The sequence below is a fragment of the Diaphorobacter sp. JS3050 genome (assembly GCF_013154915.1).
GTDB classification, from domain to species: Bacteria; Pseudomonadota; Gammaproteobacteria; order Burkholderiales; family Burkholderiaceae_C; genus Diaphorobacter; species Diaphorobacter nitroreducens.
On record NZ_CP053553.1, the window covers coordinates 180,514 to 194,315 of the forward strand.

Here is a 13,802-nt window from a genome sequence, read left to right on the forward strand (position 1 = left end):
CTGCCGCAGACCGCCGCGTGTGACTGCGTGACCTGGCGCCTTGCACGGCTGCGGTGCAAGGCGCGCGCCAGCGTGCGCGTTGTTGGCCTGGCCCTAAGGACACCTCAACCCCGGCTTTGACAAAAGCAGATTCCCAGCGTGCGCACCGGGCCGCACCATTGCTGCCAACGCGCTGGCCCTTCGCCCCAGCGGTGCCCGCGTTACCTACAACATCAGGAGACACACCATGCCCGCTTCCCGTCGTCTCGCCACGGCCGCCCTGGCCCTGGCGCCTTTCGCCTTCGCTCTGCCTGCCGCCGCGCAGGACGGCCAGCCCGTGCGCCTCATCGTGGGCTATGCCGCGGGTGGCCCCGTGGACCAGGGGGCGCGCCTGTTCGCACCGGCGCTGTCCAAGGAACTGGGCATGCCGGTCATGGTGGAAAACAAGACCGGCGCCAATGCCACCATTGCCGGCAGCGAGGTCGTGCGCTCCAAGCCCGACGGCATGACGCTGTGGTTTGCCGCCAGCCCCACCATCACCATCAGCCCCAACGTGATGAGCAAGATGCCGTTCGACCTGGCCCAGGACCTGGCGCCGGTGGCGCCCGTGCTGAGCTACTACAACGTGCTGGTGGTGAACAACAACGAGCCCTACCGCACCGTGCGCGAGCTGGTCGCCCACGCCAAGGCGCACCCCGGCAAGCTGGCCTACGGCTCGGCCGGTGTGGGCGGCTCCAACCACCTGGGCGCGCTGCTGTTTGCCAGGCGCAGCGGCATCGAGATGAACCACATCCCCTACAAGGGCAACGCCCCGGCGATGACGGACGTGATCGGCGGGCAGCTGAACATGATGCTGGACATCATCAGCACCGCCAGCGCCTACATCCACAGCGGCAAGGTACGCGCCATCGCCGTGACCTCGCCCCAGCGCAACGCCTCGCTGCCGGACGTGCCCACCTTCGCCGAGTCGGGCATCGAGGCCCTGAAGGGCTTCGACGTGGGCGGCTGGTACGGCATCTACGGCCCCAAGGGGCTGGCGCCCGAGCTGGTGGCCAGGATCAACAAGGCCGTCAACGCCGCGCTGGCGCAGCCCGAGCTGAAAAAGCGCTACAAGGAACTGGGCTACGACGAGTGGACCGGCGCGCCGCAGAAGCTGGCCGAGCGCGGCGCCCAGGAGCGCGCCATGTGGGCCACGGTGACCCAGGGCATCACCGTGGATTGAGATGGCAGAGCGCATCCATCACCTGCTGGACCGCTGGCTGGCCGAGGCGCCCGCGCGGCCCTTCATTCATCTGCCGGACGGCCGCAGCCTGAGCTTTGCCGACCTGGGCGCGCTCACCGACACGGCCGAGGCCGAACTGCGGGCCCTGGATGTGCGCCCTGGCCACCGCGTGCTGGTGGTGGCCGAGAACTGCCCCGAGCATGCTGCGCTGATCCTGGCCTGCAGCCGCGTGGGCGCCTGGTCCTGCGGCGTGAACGCACGCATGGCGCCCGCCGAGATCGACGCCTTCGTCGACAAGGCCGATGCGCGCGTGGTGTTCTTCACGGCTGCGGCATCGCGCAGCGCCGCCGCGCATGCCCAGCGCTTCGCGGCGGTCGATTCCGCGCTGCCGGGCATGCAGCACGGCGCGGTTCTCCAGGACGCGCAGCCCGAAGCAGGTGCGCTGCGCGATACGGTCGCCTCGCTGATCTTCACCTCGGGCACCACGGGCCAGCCCAAGGGCGTGATGCTCACGCACGATGCGCTGATCCACTTTGCGCGCGTGTCGGGGGCATCGCGTGCGCTGGGTCCGCAGGACCGCAGCTACGCCTTTGTGCCCATGACCCACATCTTCGGTCTGGGCACGGCGCTGCTCAGCTCGCTGCTGGCCGGTGTGCAGCTCGTGATGCGTCCGCAGTTCGATCCCGACGACCTGCTGGATGCGCTGGCCCACCATGGCGTGTCGCAGCTGCAGGGGCCGCCCGCGCTGTTCTCGCGCCTGCTGGCGCACTTGCAGGAGCGCGGCATCCAGCGGCCCGAGGCGCCAGCGCTGCGCTACCTCTACACCGGAGCGGGCCCGCTCGACCTGGCGCTGAAGCAGCGCGTGGAGGCCGCCTTCGGCCAGGCGCTGCACCACGGCTACGGCCTGTCGGAATACGCAGGCTCGGTGCACCTCACGCGCCTGGGCGAGCAGCGGCCCGACACCAGTGCCGGCTACGCCGTGGCCGAGGCCGAGGTGCGCGTGACCGACCCGGCCACCGGCGAGCCGCTGCCGCTGGGCGAGCGCGGTGAGCTGTGGATCCGCGGCCGGGGGCTGATGCCCGGCTACTTTCGCGACCCCAAGGCCACGGCCGCGGTGATGCGCGAAGGTGGCTGGTACGCCAGCGGCGACCTGGGCGAGATGTATGCCGACGGCGCGCTGTTCGTCGTGGGGCGTCTGAAGGAAATGATCATCCGCTCGGGCTTCAACGTCTACCCCGCCGAGGTGGAAACCGCGCTCAACACCCACCCCAGCGTGCAGCGCTCGGCCGTGGTGGGCCGCACTGTGGAGGACGGCAACGAGGAGATCGTCGCCTTTGTGGAGTTGCGCCCGGGCGCCGCGCTGGATGCCGATGCCATGCAGTCCCATTTGCGCGAGCTGCTCGCGCCCTACAAGCGCCCGTCCCACATCGTCGCCCTGAGCGAGCTGCCCACCAATACCAACGGCAAGGTGCTCAAGCGCACCCTGAAAGACCAGGCCTTGGGCCTGACCACCTGAACGATAGGAGACACACCATGCATTCCACCCCCTCCCGCCGCAACTTCATCGCCGGCAGCCTGCTTGCCGCCGCCCATCCGCTGGCGGCGCTCGCGGCCGACCCCTGGCCCAGCCGGCCCGTGCGCTTCATCGTGCCGTTCCCGCCCGGCGGCCCGGTGGACACCACCGCCCGCGTCTTCAGCCACAGGCTGTCCGAGATCTGGAAGACGCCCACCGTGATCGACAACCGCGCCGGCGCGGGCGGCGTGGTGGGCGCGACGGCCGCCGCCAAGGAGGCACCCGACGGTTACGGCCTCTTCGTGGGTGCCATCCACCACTCGGTCAACCCCTCGTTGATGGGCAAGCTGCCCTACGACATCGAGAAGGACTTCGCCCCCATCAGCTTCGCGGCCATGTTCCCCGTGTTCATCGTGGCGCACCCCTCGGTGCCGGCCAACACCATCCAGGAGCTGATCGCGCTGGCCAAGAAGGGCACGCCGCTGGCCTATGGCTCGTCGGGCAACGGCGGCGGCACGCACCTGGCGGGCGAGCTGTTCAACATGGAGGCGGGGACCAAGCTGCAGCACATCCCCTACAAGGGCAGCGCACCGGCCATGAACGACCTGCTGGGCGGGCAGGTGCAGCTCATGTTCAGCGACGCACCCACGGCGCTGCAGCACATCAAGAGCGGCCGGGTGAAGGTGCTGGGCGTGGCCAGCCGCCAGCGCTCGGCCATGCTGCCCGACGTGCCCACGGGCGTGGAATCCGGCCTGCCCGGCTATGAGGCGTACTCCTGGGCCGCGCTGTTCGCGCCCGCGAAGACGCCGCAGGCCGTGCTGGACAAGATCAACGCCGACTTCAACACCGCAATGAAAGACCCCGCCGTACGCCAGCGCCTGCTGGACGCCGGCGCCGAGGCCGATCCCGGCACGCAGGAGCAGATGCGCCAGCGTCTGCGCGGCGAGCTGGACAAGTGGGCCAAGGTGATCAAGACGGCGGGGATCACGCCGGGTTGATGCCGCGGCGAAGACGCCCTTTCAGATTGTCGAATTGAAGTGATGCGGTGGCCGGGGCATGCTGTGCCTCGTACTCCGAAGACTCGAAGAATCCCATGCACCTGAGCGCACAGACCCACTACCAGGCCGAGCTGGATGCCGGCCGCTTTTGCCTGCAGCACTGCCCGCAGTGCAAGAACCACGTATTCACGCCGCGCGAGCTGTGCCCGCATTGCGGCGCCAGCCCGCTGCGCTGGGTGCGCGCCAGCGGCCTGGGCACCGTGTATTCCGCCACCACCATCGCGCGCAAGGCGGACGCGGGGGGCAACTACAACGTCGCGCTGATCGATCTGGATGAAGGCGTGCGCATGATGAGCCGCGTGGAGGGGGTGGCGCCCCAAGACGTGCGCATCGGCCAGCGGGTGCAGGCCCGCGTGGCGCAGAAGGACGGGCGTGGCCTGGTGCTGTTCCAGCCCGCAGCGCAAGGGGGTGCCGCATGAGCCGCGTTCCGCAATCCCCTCTGGACGCTGCCGCCGTGAACCGCCCGCTGCGCGGCCGCGCAGCCATCGTCGGCGCTGCCACCTACGGCTGTGGCGAGGCGCCCGGCATGGACGACATGACGCTGCTGGTGCGTGCCGCACACGCGGCCGTGGCCGACGCGGGCCTGACCATGCAGGACATCGACGGCCTGGCCACCTGCAGTGTGAACGCCAGCATGTGGACCATGCCGGTGATCGAACACCTCGGCATCAATCCGACCTATGTGGACGGCACGATGATCGGTGGCTCCAGCTTCATCGCCCACCTGCTGCCCGCCATCCGCGCGCTGGAGGCCGGGCAGTGCAAGGCCGTGCTGGTGTGCTACGGCAGCGCGCAGCGCTCGGCCACCTTCGGGCGCAAGGAAAGCGTGGCCGCGCGCCGCTTTCTGGACCCGCAGCCCTACGAATTTCCCTATGAGCCGGTGCTGCCCGTGTCCGCCTATGCGCTGGCCGCCGCGCGCCACATGCACGAATTCGGCACCACGCGCGAACAACTGGCCGAGGTGGCCGTGGCCGCACGCGCCTGGGCGCAGCAGAACCCCGAGGCGTTCATGCGCGACCCGCTCACCATCGAGGATGTGCTGGCGGCCCGGCCGATCGCCAGCCCGCTCACCGTGCGCGACTGCTGCCTGGTGACGGACGGTGGCGGCGCCCTCGTGCTCACCCGCGCCGAGCGCGCGCGCGACCTGCCCAATCCGCCCGTCTATGTGCTGGGCAATGCCACGGCCATCTGGAATCGCCAGATCTCCTGCATGCCCGACCTGACGACCACCGCGGCAGCGCAGTCGGGCGCCCAGGCCTTCGCGATGGCGGGTTTGCAGGCCAAAGACATGGACATGGCCCAGGTGTACGACGCCTTCACCATCAACACCCTGCTGTTCCTGGAAGACCTGGGCTTCTGTGCCAAGGGCGAGGGCGGCGCCTTCGTGCAGAACGGCGGCATCGCGCCCGGCGGGCGCCTGGCCGTGAACACCAACGGCGGCGGCCTGTCGTGCGTGCACCCGGGCATGTACGGCATCTTTGCGCTGATCGAGGCCGTGCGCCAGCTGCGTGGCGAGGCCGGCGCGCGCCAGCTATCGCGTCATGACACCGCCGTGGTGCATGGCAACGGCGGCACGCTGTCCAGCCAGTCCACCGCCGTGCTCGGCACCGCCGACACCCTCTGAACCCGCATACCGAAGAAAGAACCCTCATGATCCGCGACCCAGACATCCTGGAAGCCCTGCTCGACAGCGTGCGCCGCTTTGTGCGAGAACGCCTGGTGCCGGCCGAGAACGAAGTGGCCGAGACCGATGAAATTCCCGAGTCCATCGTGCAGGAGATGCGCGAGCTGGGCCTGTTCGGCATGACCATTCCCGAGAAGTTCGGCGGCCTGGAGCTGACGATGGAGGAGGAATGCCGCGTACTGTTCGAGCTGTGCCAGACGGCGCCGGCCTTCCGCTCGATCATCGGCACCACCGTGGGCATCGGCTCGCAGGGCATCCTGATGGATGGCACGCCCGAGCAGCAGGCCCAGTGGCTGCCCAAGCTGGCCACCGGCGAGGTCATCGCCTCGTTCGCGCTGACCGAACCCGAGGCGGGATCGGACGCCGCATCGCTGCGCACCACGGCCATCAAGGACGGCGACCACTACATCGTCAACGGCACCAAGCGCTACATCACCAATGCGCCGCACGCCGGCATGTTCACGCTCATGGCACGCACCAACCCGGCCGACAAGGGCGCGGGCGGCGTGTCCTCGTTCATCGTGGACGCCAAGACGCCCGGCATCAGCTTTGGCAAGTACGACAAAAAGATGGGCCAGCGCGGCGCCCACACCTGCGACGTGATCTTCGACAACGTCAAGGTGCCGGCGGCCAACCTCATCGGCCTGCAGGAGGGCCGCGGCTTCAAGACCGCCATGAAGGTGCTGGAAAAGGGCCGCATCCACATCGCCGCGGTGGCGGTGGGCGTGGCCCAGCGCATCCTGCGCGACGCACTCGCATATGCCCTGGAGCGCAAGCAGTTCGGCCAGCCCATCTGCGACTTCCAGCTGGTGCAGGCCATGCTGGCCGACAGCCAGGCCGAGCTGTACGCCGCCGAATGCATGACCATCGACGCCGCGCGCCGCCGCGACGACGGGCACAACGTCTCCACCGAGGCCTCGTGCGCCAAGATGTTTGCCACCGAGATGTGCGGCCGCGTGGCCGACCGCGCGGTGCAGATCCTGGGCGGCGCAGGCTACATGGCCGAGTACGGCATCGAGCGCTTTTACCGCGACGTGCGCCTGTTCCGCCTGTACGAGGGCACGACGCAGATCCAGCAGATCATCATCGCGCGCAACATGGTGCGTGAGGCGCGCGCCGCATGAGCGGGGCTCCGCCGCTGGTGGACCGCAGCGCCTTCTTGCGCCTGATCGGCGCCGCGCAGGTGCCGGCGCCGCCGGGCAAGGTGCAGGTGCGCCTGCCGCACCTGCGCGAGGAACTGCTCAACCAGTTACCCGCTGCGCATGGCGGCGTGGTCATGGCGCTGCTGGATTCCGTGATGTCGCGCGCCGCGGGCGAGTTGCCCGAGGCGCCCTCGCAGACCGCGGTGACGGTGGAGATGAGCAGCCGCTTTCACCGCCCGGGGCGCGGCGCGCTGCTGGCCGAAGGCTGGGTGGTGCATGCCACGCGCAGCCTGTGCAGTTGCGCGGGCCAGCTGCTGGACGAGGACGGCCAGCTCGTGGCCACCGCACACGGCACCTTCAAGTACTGGCTTGCGCCGACCACGCTTGATTCAAAAAAGTGAGCTGTTAGCGCTTGTCTAGCAAGGGCTAGAGGCCAATTTCATTCAAAGATCGCACGGGCCGCTGCCGCTGCGGCGGTCACTCCAGCTGCAGCCGCCCCTGCGCATCGGCCACCAGCAGGTCCACCAGTTCCTGCGCAAAGCTGGGCAGGGCCTCCATGCTGCGCACGCAGATCTGCATCTCGCGCACCGACCAGGCGTCCGACAGCGGCACGATGGCGATGTCCATGGCCTGCGCATGGCGGCTGGCGGCGGACTCGGGCAGCACGCCCACGCCCACGCCGGCCTCGATCATGCGGCAGGCCGTCTCGAAGTTGCCGACCTGGATGCGCAGCTTGATCGGGCGGTGCAGCTGGTCGCTGGCGTGGCGCAGGAAGGCATGGATGGCGCTGGATTCGTGCAGCCCCACGTAGTCCAGCTCCTGCGTGTCGGCAAAGTCGATCTGCATCTCGCCGTCCAGGGCATGGCCCTTGGGGACCACCAACACCAGCCGGTCGCGGCGGTAGGGCAGGGTCTCCAGGTTCTCGGTGCGCACCAGGCCGGCGACGATGCCGATGTCGGTCTGCCCCTCGGTCACGGCGCGCACGATGTCGTGCGACAGGCGCTCGCGCAGGTCGATGTTCACGTCGGGGTTGCGGCGCAGGAAGTGCCGCAGCACCGGCGGCAGGAATTCGCCCAGAGAGGTGGTGTTGGCGAACACGCGCACATGGCCCTTGATGCCGCGCACGTATTCCTGCATGTCGCCGCGCAGGTGTTCGATCTGCCCGAGCACCATGCGCGCGTGGGACACGAAGGCCTGGCCCGGCGGCGTGAGCGTCACGCCCTGGCTGGTGCGGTACAGCAGCTTGGTGCCGATGCTTTCTTCCAGGTTCTTGATACGCGTGCTGGCCGCCGGCAGGGAGATGAAGGAGAGTTCCGCGCCGCGCGTCATGCTGTTGGCGTCGGCGATGTGCACCATCAGGCGCAGATCCACAAGATCGAAATGCATGGCCATGGCCGGCATTGTAGAAAGCGCCAGCGGCCCGGGCGGGCATGTGAACGCCAGCTTTCACAAATGCAAAGCCGGCGTGCAGGGATGCGCCGTACCATGCCTTTTCCGCTCGGCAAACACCGCTGTCCATGACCACACCTCACATCTCCTCTTCCACGGGCACCGAACGTGCCGGTGCGCTCAGCCATCTGCGCGTGCTCGACCTCTCGCGCGTGCTGGCCGGCCCCTGGTGCACCCAGAACCTGGCCGACATGGGTGCCGACGTGATCAAGATCGAGAAGCCCGGCGACGGCGACGACACGCGCCACTGGGGCCCGCCGTTCTTTCCCGATGCCGACGGCCAGCCGAGCGAACACGCCTGCTACTTCGCCGCCTGCAACCGCAACAAGCGCTCCGTCACCGTGGACATGGCCACACCCGAGGGCCAGCGGCTGATCCGTGAGCTGGCCATGCAAAGCGATGTGGTGGTGGAGAACTTCAAGACCGGCGGCCTCAAGCGCTACGGCCTGGATTACGAGTCCCTGAGCGCGCTCAACCCACGCCTGATCTACTGCTCGGTCACCGGCTTTGGCCAGACGGGGCCCTACGCGCCGCGCGCCGGCTACGATCTGCTGGTGCAGGCCATGAGCGGGCTCATGAGTATCACCGGCCGCGCCGACGCCGAGCCCGGCGGCGGCCCGATGCGCGTGGGCGTGGCCGTGATCGACCTGTTCACCGGCATGTATGCCACCACCGCCATCCTGGGCGCGCTGGAGGCGCGCCACCGCACGGGACGCGGCCAGCACATCGACATGGCGTTGCTGGACGTGGCCATGGCGGTGCTGGCCAACCAGGGTGCGGGCTTCCTCAACGCCGGCAACATTCCGAAGCGCCAGGGCAACACCCACCCCAGCGTCGTGCCCTACCAGGACTTTCCCACGCAGGACGGCAACATGCTGCTGGCCATCGGCAACGATGGGCAGTTCGCGCGCTTTTGCGAAGCGGCGGGCACCGACTGGGCCGGCGACGAACGCTTTGCCACCAACGCCGGCCGGGTGACCCACCGTGAGACGCTGATCCCTCTGATGGCCGCCCTCACGCGCACGCGGCCCACGGCCGCCTGGATCGCGCTGTTGGAGGACAAGGCCGTGCCCTGTGGCCCGATCAACCACGTCGGCCAGGCGTTCGACGATGCGCAGGTGCGCGCACGCGGACTGCGCGTGGAGCAGCAGCGCTACCCCGGCGCCCAGCCGCCGGCCGGCGAAGTGGTCAACCGCGTGGTGACCACCGCCAGCCCGCTGCGCTTGTCCGATACGCCCGTCACCCTGCGCTATGCCCCGCCCGCACTGGGTCAGCACACCGACGAGGTGCTGCGCGAGCGGCTGGGGCTGGATGCCGCGCAACTGCAGGCGCTGCGCGCGCAGCGCGTGCTCTGAGGCAGCGTCAGAAGGCGTGGGCCACGCCCACGCCGAACGCCGTGCGCGAGGGGTTGTGTTCGTAGCGCTGGTGCCCCAGGCTCGCGTAGAGCATGGTGCGCTTGGACAGGTGGTACTCCGCCCCCAGTGACGCCATGTGGTGGGTTACCCCGTCGTTCAGCCGCTGGCGACCGTAGCTGGCGCGCAGCGTGGTGACACCCAGGGCGTAGCTGCCGCCCACCGACACCATGCGCGACGTATCGGGGCTGCTCCCCGCGCGGCTGTGGTCGTAGGCCATCATCAGCGTGGCGGCGCCCAGGCGGTAGAGGCCGCCCAGGAACAGGTCCTTGTCACCGCTGCCGTTGCGCTCGTAGCCCACCATGGCGGCCACCGGGCCCTGGTCGTAGTTCAGTGCCACCGAGCCGCCGCGCCCGTCGCGGCCGGGCGCCTGGGTGCGCTCGGTCGAGGCGCTGGCATTGAACGAGAAGCCGTCCCAGGTGGGCGAGTCGTAGTAGATGCCGTTGGTCATGCGTCCATATTCCGCGGCGCCGTTGTTGCTGGCGCGGTCGGTAGGCGTGTAGTAGTGGGCCATGTGCCAGGCGGTGGAGGCAATGCGGTTGAAGTTCGAGAAGGCGTCGAACTTCCATTCCTGGCTCCACATCGCGCTGAGGGCGCGGCCCAGGCGCAACTGGCCCCAGCCGCCCTGCAGGCCCACGGTGGATTCGTCATGCCAGAAGGGCTTGCTGCCCGCCCCTTCGGATTGCCCCGTGTCCAGCTCGAAGCGTGTGCTCAGGCGGAAGTTGGCCTTGAGGCCACCGCCCAGGTCTTCCGTGCCGGCCACCGCCAGATGGCTGCGCTGGATCGTCCCCAGCTTGCGGGTCTTGTCGTAGTCACGAAAGACGCCGGTGTCCAGATAGCCGCTGATGGTCACTTGCGACTGCGCGGTGGCCGGCAGGGCGAGGGCGGCGAGGGTGGCAAAACTGAGAGGCAGGGATTGGGACATGCGCATCCTGGGGAGACTCCTTGTGTGATGAAACGCCCTGCCGCTCCCTCGCGGGGAAGGCATGGGCGTGGCGCTGCCGCAGGCAGCAGGGAGAGCGATGAAACTGGCCATCGCAGGAATGGCCAGCGCGATGACGCGCCCGGCAGACGGTTCGGGATTCCAGGTGGCCACAGGGACTGCGGCCCGCCCGAACAAAAGGGCGCATGCAGGCCGCCAAGGGCAGTCTGCACGGCCGATTATAAAAATGGGGTGCGCGCGCGCCATCCGCGATGTCCCGTATGCGCGTGCGCCGGGGCCGGGAAGGGCAGGCAAAGAAAAAGGCGGCCCGCAGGCCGCCTTGCGCACGGAGCGGGCCGTTTCAGGGGTACAGGCCGCGCATCTCGCGCGCATGCAGGATGCGCTTGCAGGCCACGATGAAGGTCGCCGTGCGCAGCGTGACTTTGTTCTCCTGCGCCACCTGCCACACGCCCGCGAAGGCCTCTTTCATGATGCGCACCAGGCGGGCGTTGATCTCGTCCTCGGTCCAGAAAAAGCTGGAGAAGTCCTGCACCCACTCGAAGTAGCTGACCGTCACGCCGCCGGCGTTGGAGATCACGTCGGGCAGCACCAGTACGCCCTTGTCGTTGAGGATGTCGTCGGCCTCGGGGGTGGTGGGGCCGTTGGCGCCCTCGATCACCATCTTGGCCTGGATCCGTCCCGCGTTGTCCTTGGTGATCTGGCTCTCCAGCGCTGCGGGGATCAGGATGTCGCAGGCCACGCCCCAGAAGGCGTCGTTGGCCATGGGCTCGGCACCGGCGAATCCGCCCACGCCGCCGGTTCGCTGCACGTGCGCCAGCAGCGCCGGCACGTCCAGACCCTTGTCGTTGTGGATGCTGCCGGTGTGGTCCTGCACCGCCACCACCTTGGCGCCGGCCTCGGCAAACAGCTTGCCGGCCGTGCCACCCACGTTGCCAAAGCCCTGCACGGCCACGCGCGCACCCTCGATGGCCATGCCGGTCAGGCGCGCGGCCTCCACGCCCACGGTGAACACGCCGCGGCCCGTGGCCTCCACGCGGCCCAGCGAGCCACCCAGGTCCACGGGCTTGCCCGTGACCACGCCGGTGGCGGTGGTGCCCACGTTCATGGAATAGGTGTCCATCATCCAGGCCATGACCTGGGCGTTGGTGTTCACGTCCGGCGCGGGAATGTCCTTGGAGGGGCCGATGATGATGCCGATCTCGCTGGTGTAGCGGCGCGTCAGGCGCTCCAGCTCGGCCTTCGACAGGGTCTTGGGGTCGACGCGGATGCCGCCCTTGGCGCCACCGTAGGGCACGTTCACGGCCGCGTTCTTGATGCTCATCCAGGCCGACAGGGCCATGACTTCGGACAGGGTCACGTCCTGGTGAAAGCGCACACCGCCCTTGCCCGGGCCTCGGCTGACGTTGTGCTGCACGCGGTAGCCCTCGAAGTGGGCGATGGTGCCGTTGTCCAGCTCAATGGGCACATCCACGATCAGCGCACGCTTGGGGCGCTTCAGCGTCTCCACCCAGCGCGCCAGGCTGCCCAGGTAAGGGGTGACGCGGTCGATTTGCTGCAGATACACCCCCCAGGGGCCGAGGTGGTTGGGGTCCAGATAGGACGGCAGCGCGTGGGTGGGAAGGGGTGGGTTGGGGGTGTTGGACATGCGGAATTCCTTGGGGAATGTCTACCAAGCGAAGCACTTTATGCCTGTCGCCCAGGGCTGTCCAACGCCGCCATGTTTCCATCTAATGCATTCGATGCATAACCTTGCCATGCCCGCGCCATGGTGAAATTTGCTCCTTTAAAAGGAGCTGTTGGCGCTTGTCATGCAAGCGCTAGAGCCCTATTTGACTGTGAAATTTTCCAGCGCGGGGTCGCCCGGTGGGTAGCGCAGTTCCAACCGCTGCAGCACGCCGCGCAGCACGCTGGCGATCATCAGATTGCGGTGCGTCTTGGAGTCGGCGGGCACGATGGTCCACGGCGCCCACGGGGTGTGCGTCGCGGGCAGGAAGGCCTCATAGGCGCGCTGGTAGGCGTCCCACTGCTCGCGCACCTGGATGTCGCCCATGTCGAACTTCCAGTGTTTGGTGGGGTCGTCCAGGCGCTCCTGCAGGCGCTGGCGCTGCTCGTCCTTGCTGATGTGCAGCATGAACTTCATGACCACCGTGCCCGTTTCGGCCAGCAGCCGCTCGAAGTCGTTGATGTGCGCATAGCGCTGGCGCTGCTGCTCGGGCGTGATCCAGCCGTTCACCACGGGCACCAGCACGTCCTCGTAATGGCTGCGGTTGAACACGGTGAGTTCGCCCGCACCGGGCACCTGGCGGTGGATGCGCCACAGGTAGTCGTGCGCGCGCTCGAACTCGGTGGGCGCCTTCCAGCCCACGGCATGCACGCCCAGGGCGCTCATGCGGCCGAACACGCCACGCACGGTGCCGTCCTTGCCGGCGGTGTCCATGCCCTGCAGCACCACCAGCAGCTTGTAGCGGCGGTCGGCGTACAGCAGGTCCTGCAGCGCGTCCAGCTCCAGCGCCAGCTCGTCCACGCGGGCTCTGTCCTGGGCCTTGTCGCCGCACGAGAAAGGCTTGGCGCCCGGGTCAAAGTCCTTCAGGCGCAAAGAGTTGCCGCCGTCGTCATCGCCATGCTTGCCGTTCTTGTTTTTGCCATTGCCGGTGCCATTGCCTTCCACGGCGAAGTCGCGTGGATGCCACTGGCGCCACAGCTTGGCCAGGCTGTTGTCTGCGATGTCGAAGGGCTGCTGCAGCGGCTGCTGATCGGACATGGGCGCTCCTTGAAGGGGGTGACGGGGGTCTGAAAAGTGACAAACAGATGTCTGTCGCCCTATTGTGGCGCCAGGCCGGGCAGCGCGGCCCCGCAGCGGTGCGGGTAAACCAGGCTACCTATACTTCGGCGCATGAGTGCAACAACACATGCCGTCGGCCTGCAGGGGCCATGGCGTCGGGTGCTTTTTGTCACCCTTTATGAAGCCATCGCCATCGCTGTCTCCAGCCTGCTGTTCATGGCCATTGGCCAGAGTGCGGGCGCGTCGGGCGCGATGGCCGTGGTGGCTTCCACGCTGGCCATTGTCTGGAACCTGGCATTCAACCTGCTGTTCGAGCGCTGGGAGGCGCGCCAGAGCGTCAAGGGCCGGTCGGTGCTGCGCCGCGTGGTGCACGCCGTGGGTTTTGAGGGCGGGCTGGCGCTGGTGCTGATCCCGCTGATGGCCTGGTGGTTCAACGTCAGCCTGTGGCAGGCCACGGTGCTCGAGGCCGGGCTGCTGCTGTTTTTTCTGGTCTATACCTACACGTTCAACTGGGCGTTTGACCGCGTCTTCGGCCTGCCGGCATCGGCGCAGGCCCGGCCTGCTGCACCGCCTGCGGGCGCAGCGGGCGTGACAAGCGCTACTTGATTCATAGCTGCA

At 68.3% G+C, this 13,802-nt stretch carries 13 protein-coding genes; 9 read left to right on the top strand and 4 right to left on the bottom strand.

From position 1 onward, the window contains the following. The first annotated feature begins 226 nt into the window (after positions 1-226). From HND92_RS00780 to HND92_RS00810, 7 genes are all read left to right on the top strand, one after another. Positions 227-1,201 carry a tripartite tricarboxylate transporter substrate binding protein gene (locus HND92_RS00780; protein WP_172205246.1) on the top strand — a complete coding sequence of 325 codons (975 nt, stop codon included), beginning with the start codon at positions 227-229 and terminating at the stop codon, positions 1,199-1,201. Between the two features lies 1 nt (position 1,202). Continuing rightward, positions 1,203-2,717 carry a class I adenylate-forming enzyme family protein gene (locus HND92_RS00785; RefSeq protein WP_172205249.1) on the top strand — a complete coding sequence of 505 codons (1,515 nt, stop codon included), beginning with the start codon at positions 1,203-1,205 and terminating at the stop codon, positions 2,715-2,717. A gap of 17 nt (positions 2,718-2,734) precedes the next feature. Then, complete coding sequence (locus HND92_RS00790) at positions 2,735-3,712, top strand: tripartite tricarboxylate transporter substrate binding protein (protein ID WP_172205252.1); 978 nt, start codon at positions 2,735-2,737, stop codon at positions 3,710-3,712. A gap of 95 nt (positions 3,713-3,807) precedes the next feature. Continuing rightward, positions 3,808-4,191, top strand: a complete 384-nt coding sequence (locus HND92_RS00795) for a Zn-ribbon domain-containing OB-fold protein (RefSeq protein WP_172205255.1) — start codon at positions 3,808-3,810, stop codon at positions 4,189-4,191. Next, positions 4,188-5,396, top strand: a complete 1,209-nt coding sequence (locus HND92_RS00800) for a thiolase (protein WP_047350168.1) — start codon at positions 4,188-4,190, stop codon at positions 5,394-5,396. The genes HND92_RS00795 and HND92_RS00800 overlap by 4 nt, the downstream gene beginning before the upstream one ends. A 26-nt stretch (positions 5,397-5,422) precedes the next feature. Continuing rightward, the gene (locus HND92_RS00805; protein WP_012655252.1) at positions 5,423-6,580 is read left to right on the top strand and encodes an acyl-CoA dehydrogenase family protein; all 1,158 of its coding nucleotides are present in this window, start codon (positions 5,423-5,425) and stop codon (positions 6,578-6,580) included. Next, entirely contained in the window at positions 6,577-6,999 is a 423-nt protein-coding gene (locus HND92_RS00810) for a PaaI family thioesterase (RefSeq protein ID WP_012655253.1), read from the top strand. The genes HND92_RS00805 and HND92_RS00810 overlap by 4 nt, the downstream gene beginning before the upstream one ends. Positions 7,000-7,075: 76 nt before the next feature. Here HND92_RS00810 and HND92_RS00815 read toward each other — a convergent pair whose 3' ends face one another. Next, positions 7,076-7,990, bottom strand: a complete 915-nt coding sequence (locus tag HND92_RS00815) for a LysR substrate-binding domain-containing protein (RefSeq protein WP_172205258.1) — start codon at positions 7,988-7,990, stop codon at positions 7,076-7,078. 125 nt (positions 7,991-8,115) lie between these two features. Between HND92_RS00815 and HND92_RS00820 the strand changes: the two genes are divergently transcribed. Next, the gene (locus tag HND92_RS00820) at positions 8,116-9,402 is read left to right on the top strand and encodes a CaiB/BaiF CoA-transferase family protein (protein ID WP_172205261.1); all 1,287 of its coding nucleotides are present in this window, start codon (positions 8,116-8,118) and stop codon (positions 9,400-9,402) included. Between the two features lie 7 nt (positions 9,403-9,409). On the opposite strand, the gene HND92_RS00825 is transcribed toward HND92_RS00820, so the two are convergent. The 3 genes from HND92_RS00825 to HND92_RS00835 form a co-directional block, all read right to left on the bottom strand. Continuing rightward, positions 9,410-10,390: a porin gene (locus HND92_RS00825; RefSeq protein WP_172205264.1), complete on the bottom strand. Its 981-nt coding sequence runs from the start codon at positions 10,388-10,390 to the stop codon at positions 9,410-9,412. 352 nt (positions 10,391-10,742) lie between these two features. Continuing rightward, a complete protein-coding gene (locus HND92_RS00830) occupies positions 10,743-12,047 on the bottom strand; it encodes a Glu/Leu/Phe/Val dehydrogenase (RefSeq protein ID WP_011803604.1) in 1,305 nt (434 codons plus the stop codon). A 180-nt stretch (positions 12,048-12,227) separates the two neighbouring features. Next, the gene (locus tag HND92_RS00835) at positions 12,228-13,163 is read right to left on the bottom strand and encodes a PPK2 family polyphosphate kinase (RefSeq protein ID WP_172205266.1); all 936 of its coding nucleotides are present in this window, start codon (positions 13,161-13,163) and stop codon (positions 12,228-12,230) included. Between the two features lie 132 nt (positions 13,164-13,295). Between HND92_RS00835 and HND92_RS00840 the strand changes: the two genes are divergently transcribed. Beyond that, entirely contained in the window at positions 13,296-13,790 is a 495-nt protein-coding gene (locus HND92_RS00840; RefSeq protein WP_172205288.1) for a PACE efflux transporter, read from the top strand. Positions 13,791-13,802 lie beyond the last annotated feature (12 nt).

What these genes read in the sequence shown, in the direction of transcription:
- HND92_RS00780 (WP_172205246.1), top strand. Translation starts at nt 227, where the DNA reads ATGCCCGCTTCCCGTCGTCTCGCCACGGCCGCCCTGGCCCTGGCGCCT.
- HND92_RS00785 (WP_172205249.1), top strand. Translation starts at nt 1,203, where the DNA reads ATGGCAGAGCGCATCCATCACCTGCTGGACCGCTGGCTGGCCGAGGCG.
- HND92_RS00790 (WP_172205252.1), top strand. Translation starts at nt 2,735, where the DNA reads ATGCATTCCACCCCCTCCCGCCGCAACTTCATCGCCGGCAGCCTGCTT.
- HND92_RS00795 (WP_172205255.1), top strand. Translation starts at nt 3,808, where the DNA reads ATGCACCTGAGCGCACAGACCCACTACCAGGCCGAGCTGGATGCCGGC.
- HND92_RS00800 (WP_047350168.1), top strand. Translation starts at nt 4,188, where the DNA reads ATGAGCCGCGTTCCGCAATCCCCTCTGGACGCTGCCGCCGTGAACCGC.
- HND92_RS00805 (WP_012655252.1), top strand. Translation starts at nt 5,423, where the DNA reads ATGATCCGCGACCCAGACATCCTGGAAGCCCTGCTCGACAGCGTGCGC.
- HND92_RS00810 (WP_012655253.1), top strand. Translation starts at nt 6,577, where the DNA reads ATGAGCGGGGCTCCGCCGCTGGTGGACCGCAGCGCCTTCTTGCGCCTG.
- HND92_RS00815 (WP_172205258.1), bottom strand. Translation starts at nt 7,990, where the DNA reads ATGGCCATGCATTTCGATCTTGTGGATCTGCGCCTGATGGTGCACATC.
- HND92_RS00820 (WP_172205261.1), top strand. Translation starts at nt 8,116, where the DNA reads ATGACCACACCTCACATCTCCTCTTCCACGGGCACCGAACGTGCCGGT.
- HND92_RS00825 (WP_172205264.1), bottom strand. Translation starts at nt 10,390, where the DNA reads ATGCGCATGTCCCAATCCCTGCCTCTCAGTTTTGCCACCCTCGCCGCC.
- HND92_RS00830 (WP_011803604.1), bottom strand. Translation starts at nt 12,047, where the DNA reads ATGTCCAACACCCCCAACCCACCCCTTCCCACCCACGCGCTGCCGTCC.
- HND92_RS00835 (WP_172205266.1), bottom strand. Translation starts at nt 13,163, where the DNA reads ATGTCCGATCAGCAGCCGCTGCAGCAGCCCTTCGACATCGCAGACAAC.
- HND92_RS00840 (WP_172205288.1), top strand. Translation starts at nt 13,296, where the DNA reads ATGAGTGCAACAACACATGCCGTCGGCCTGCAGGGGCCATGGCGTCGG.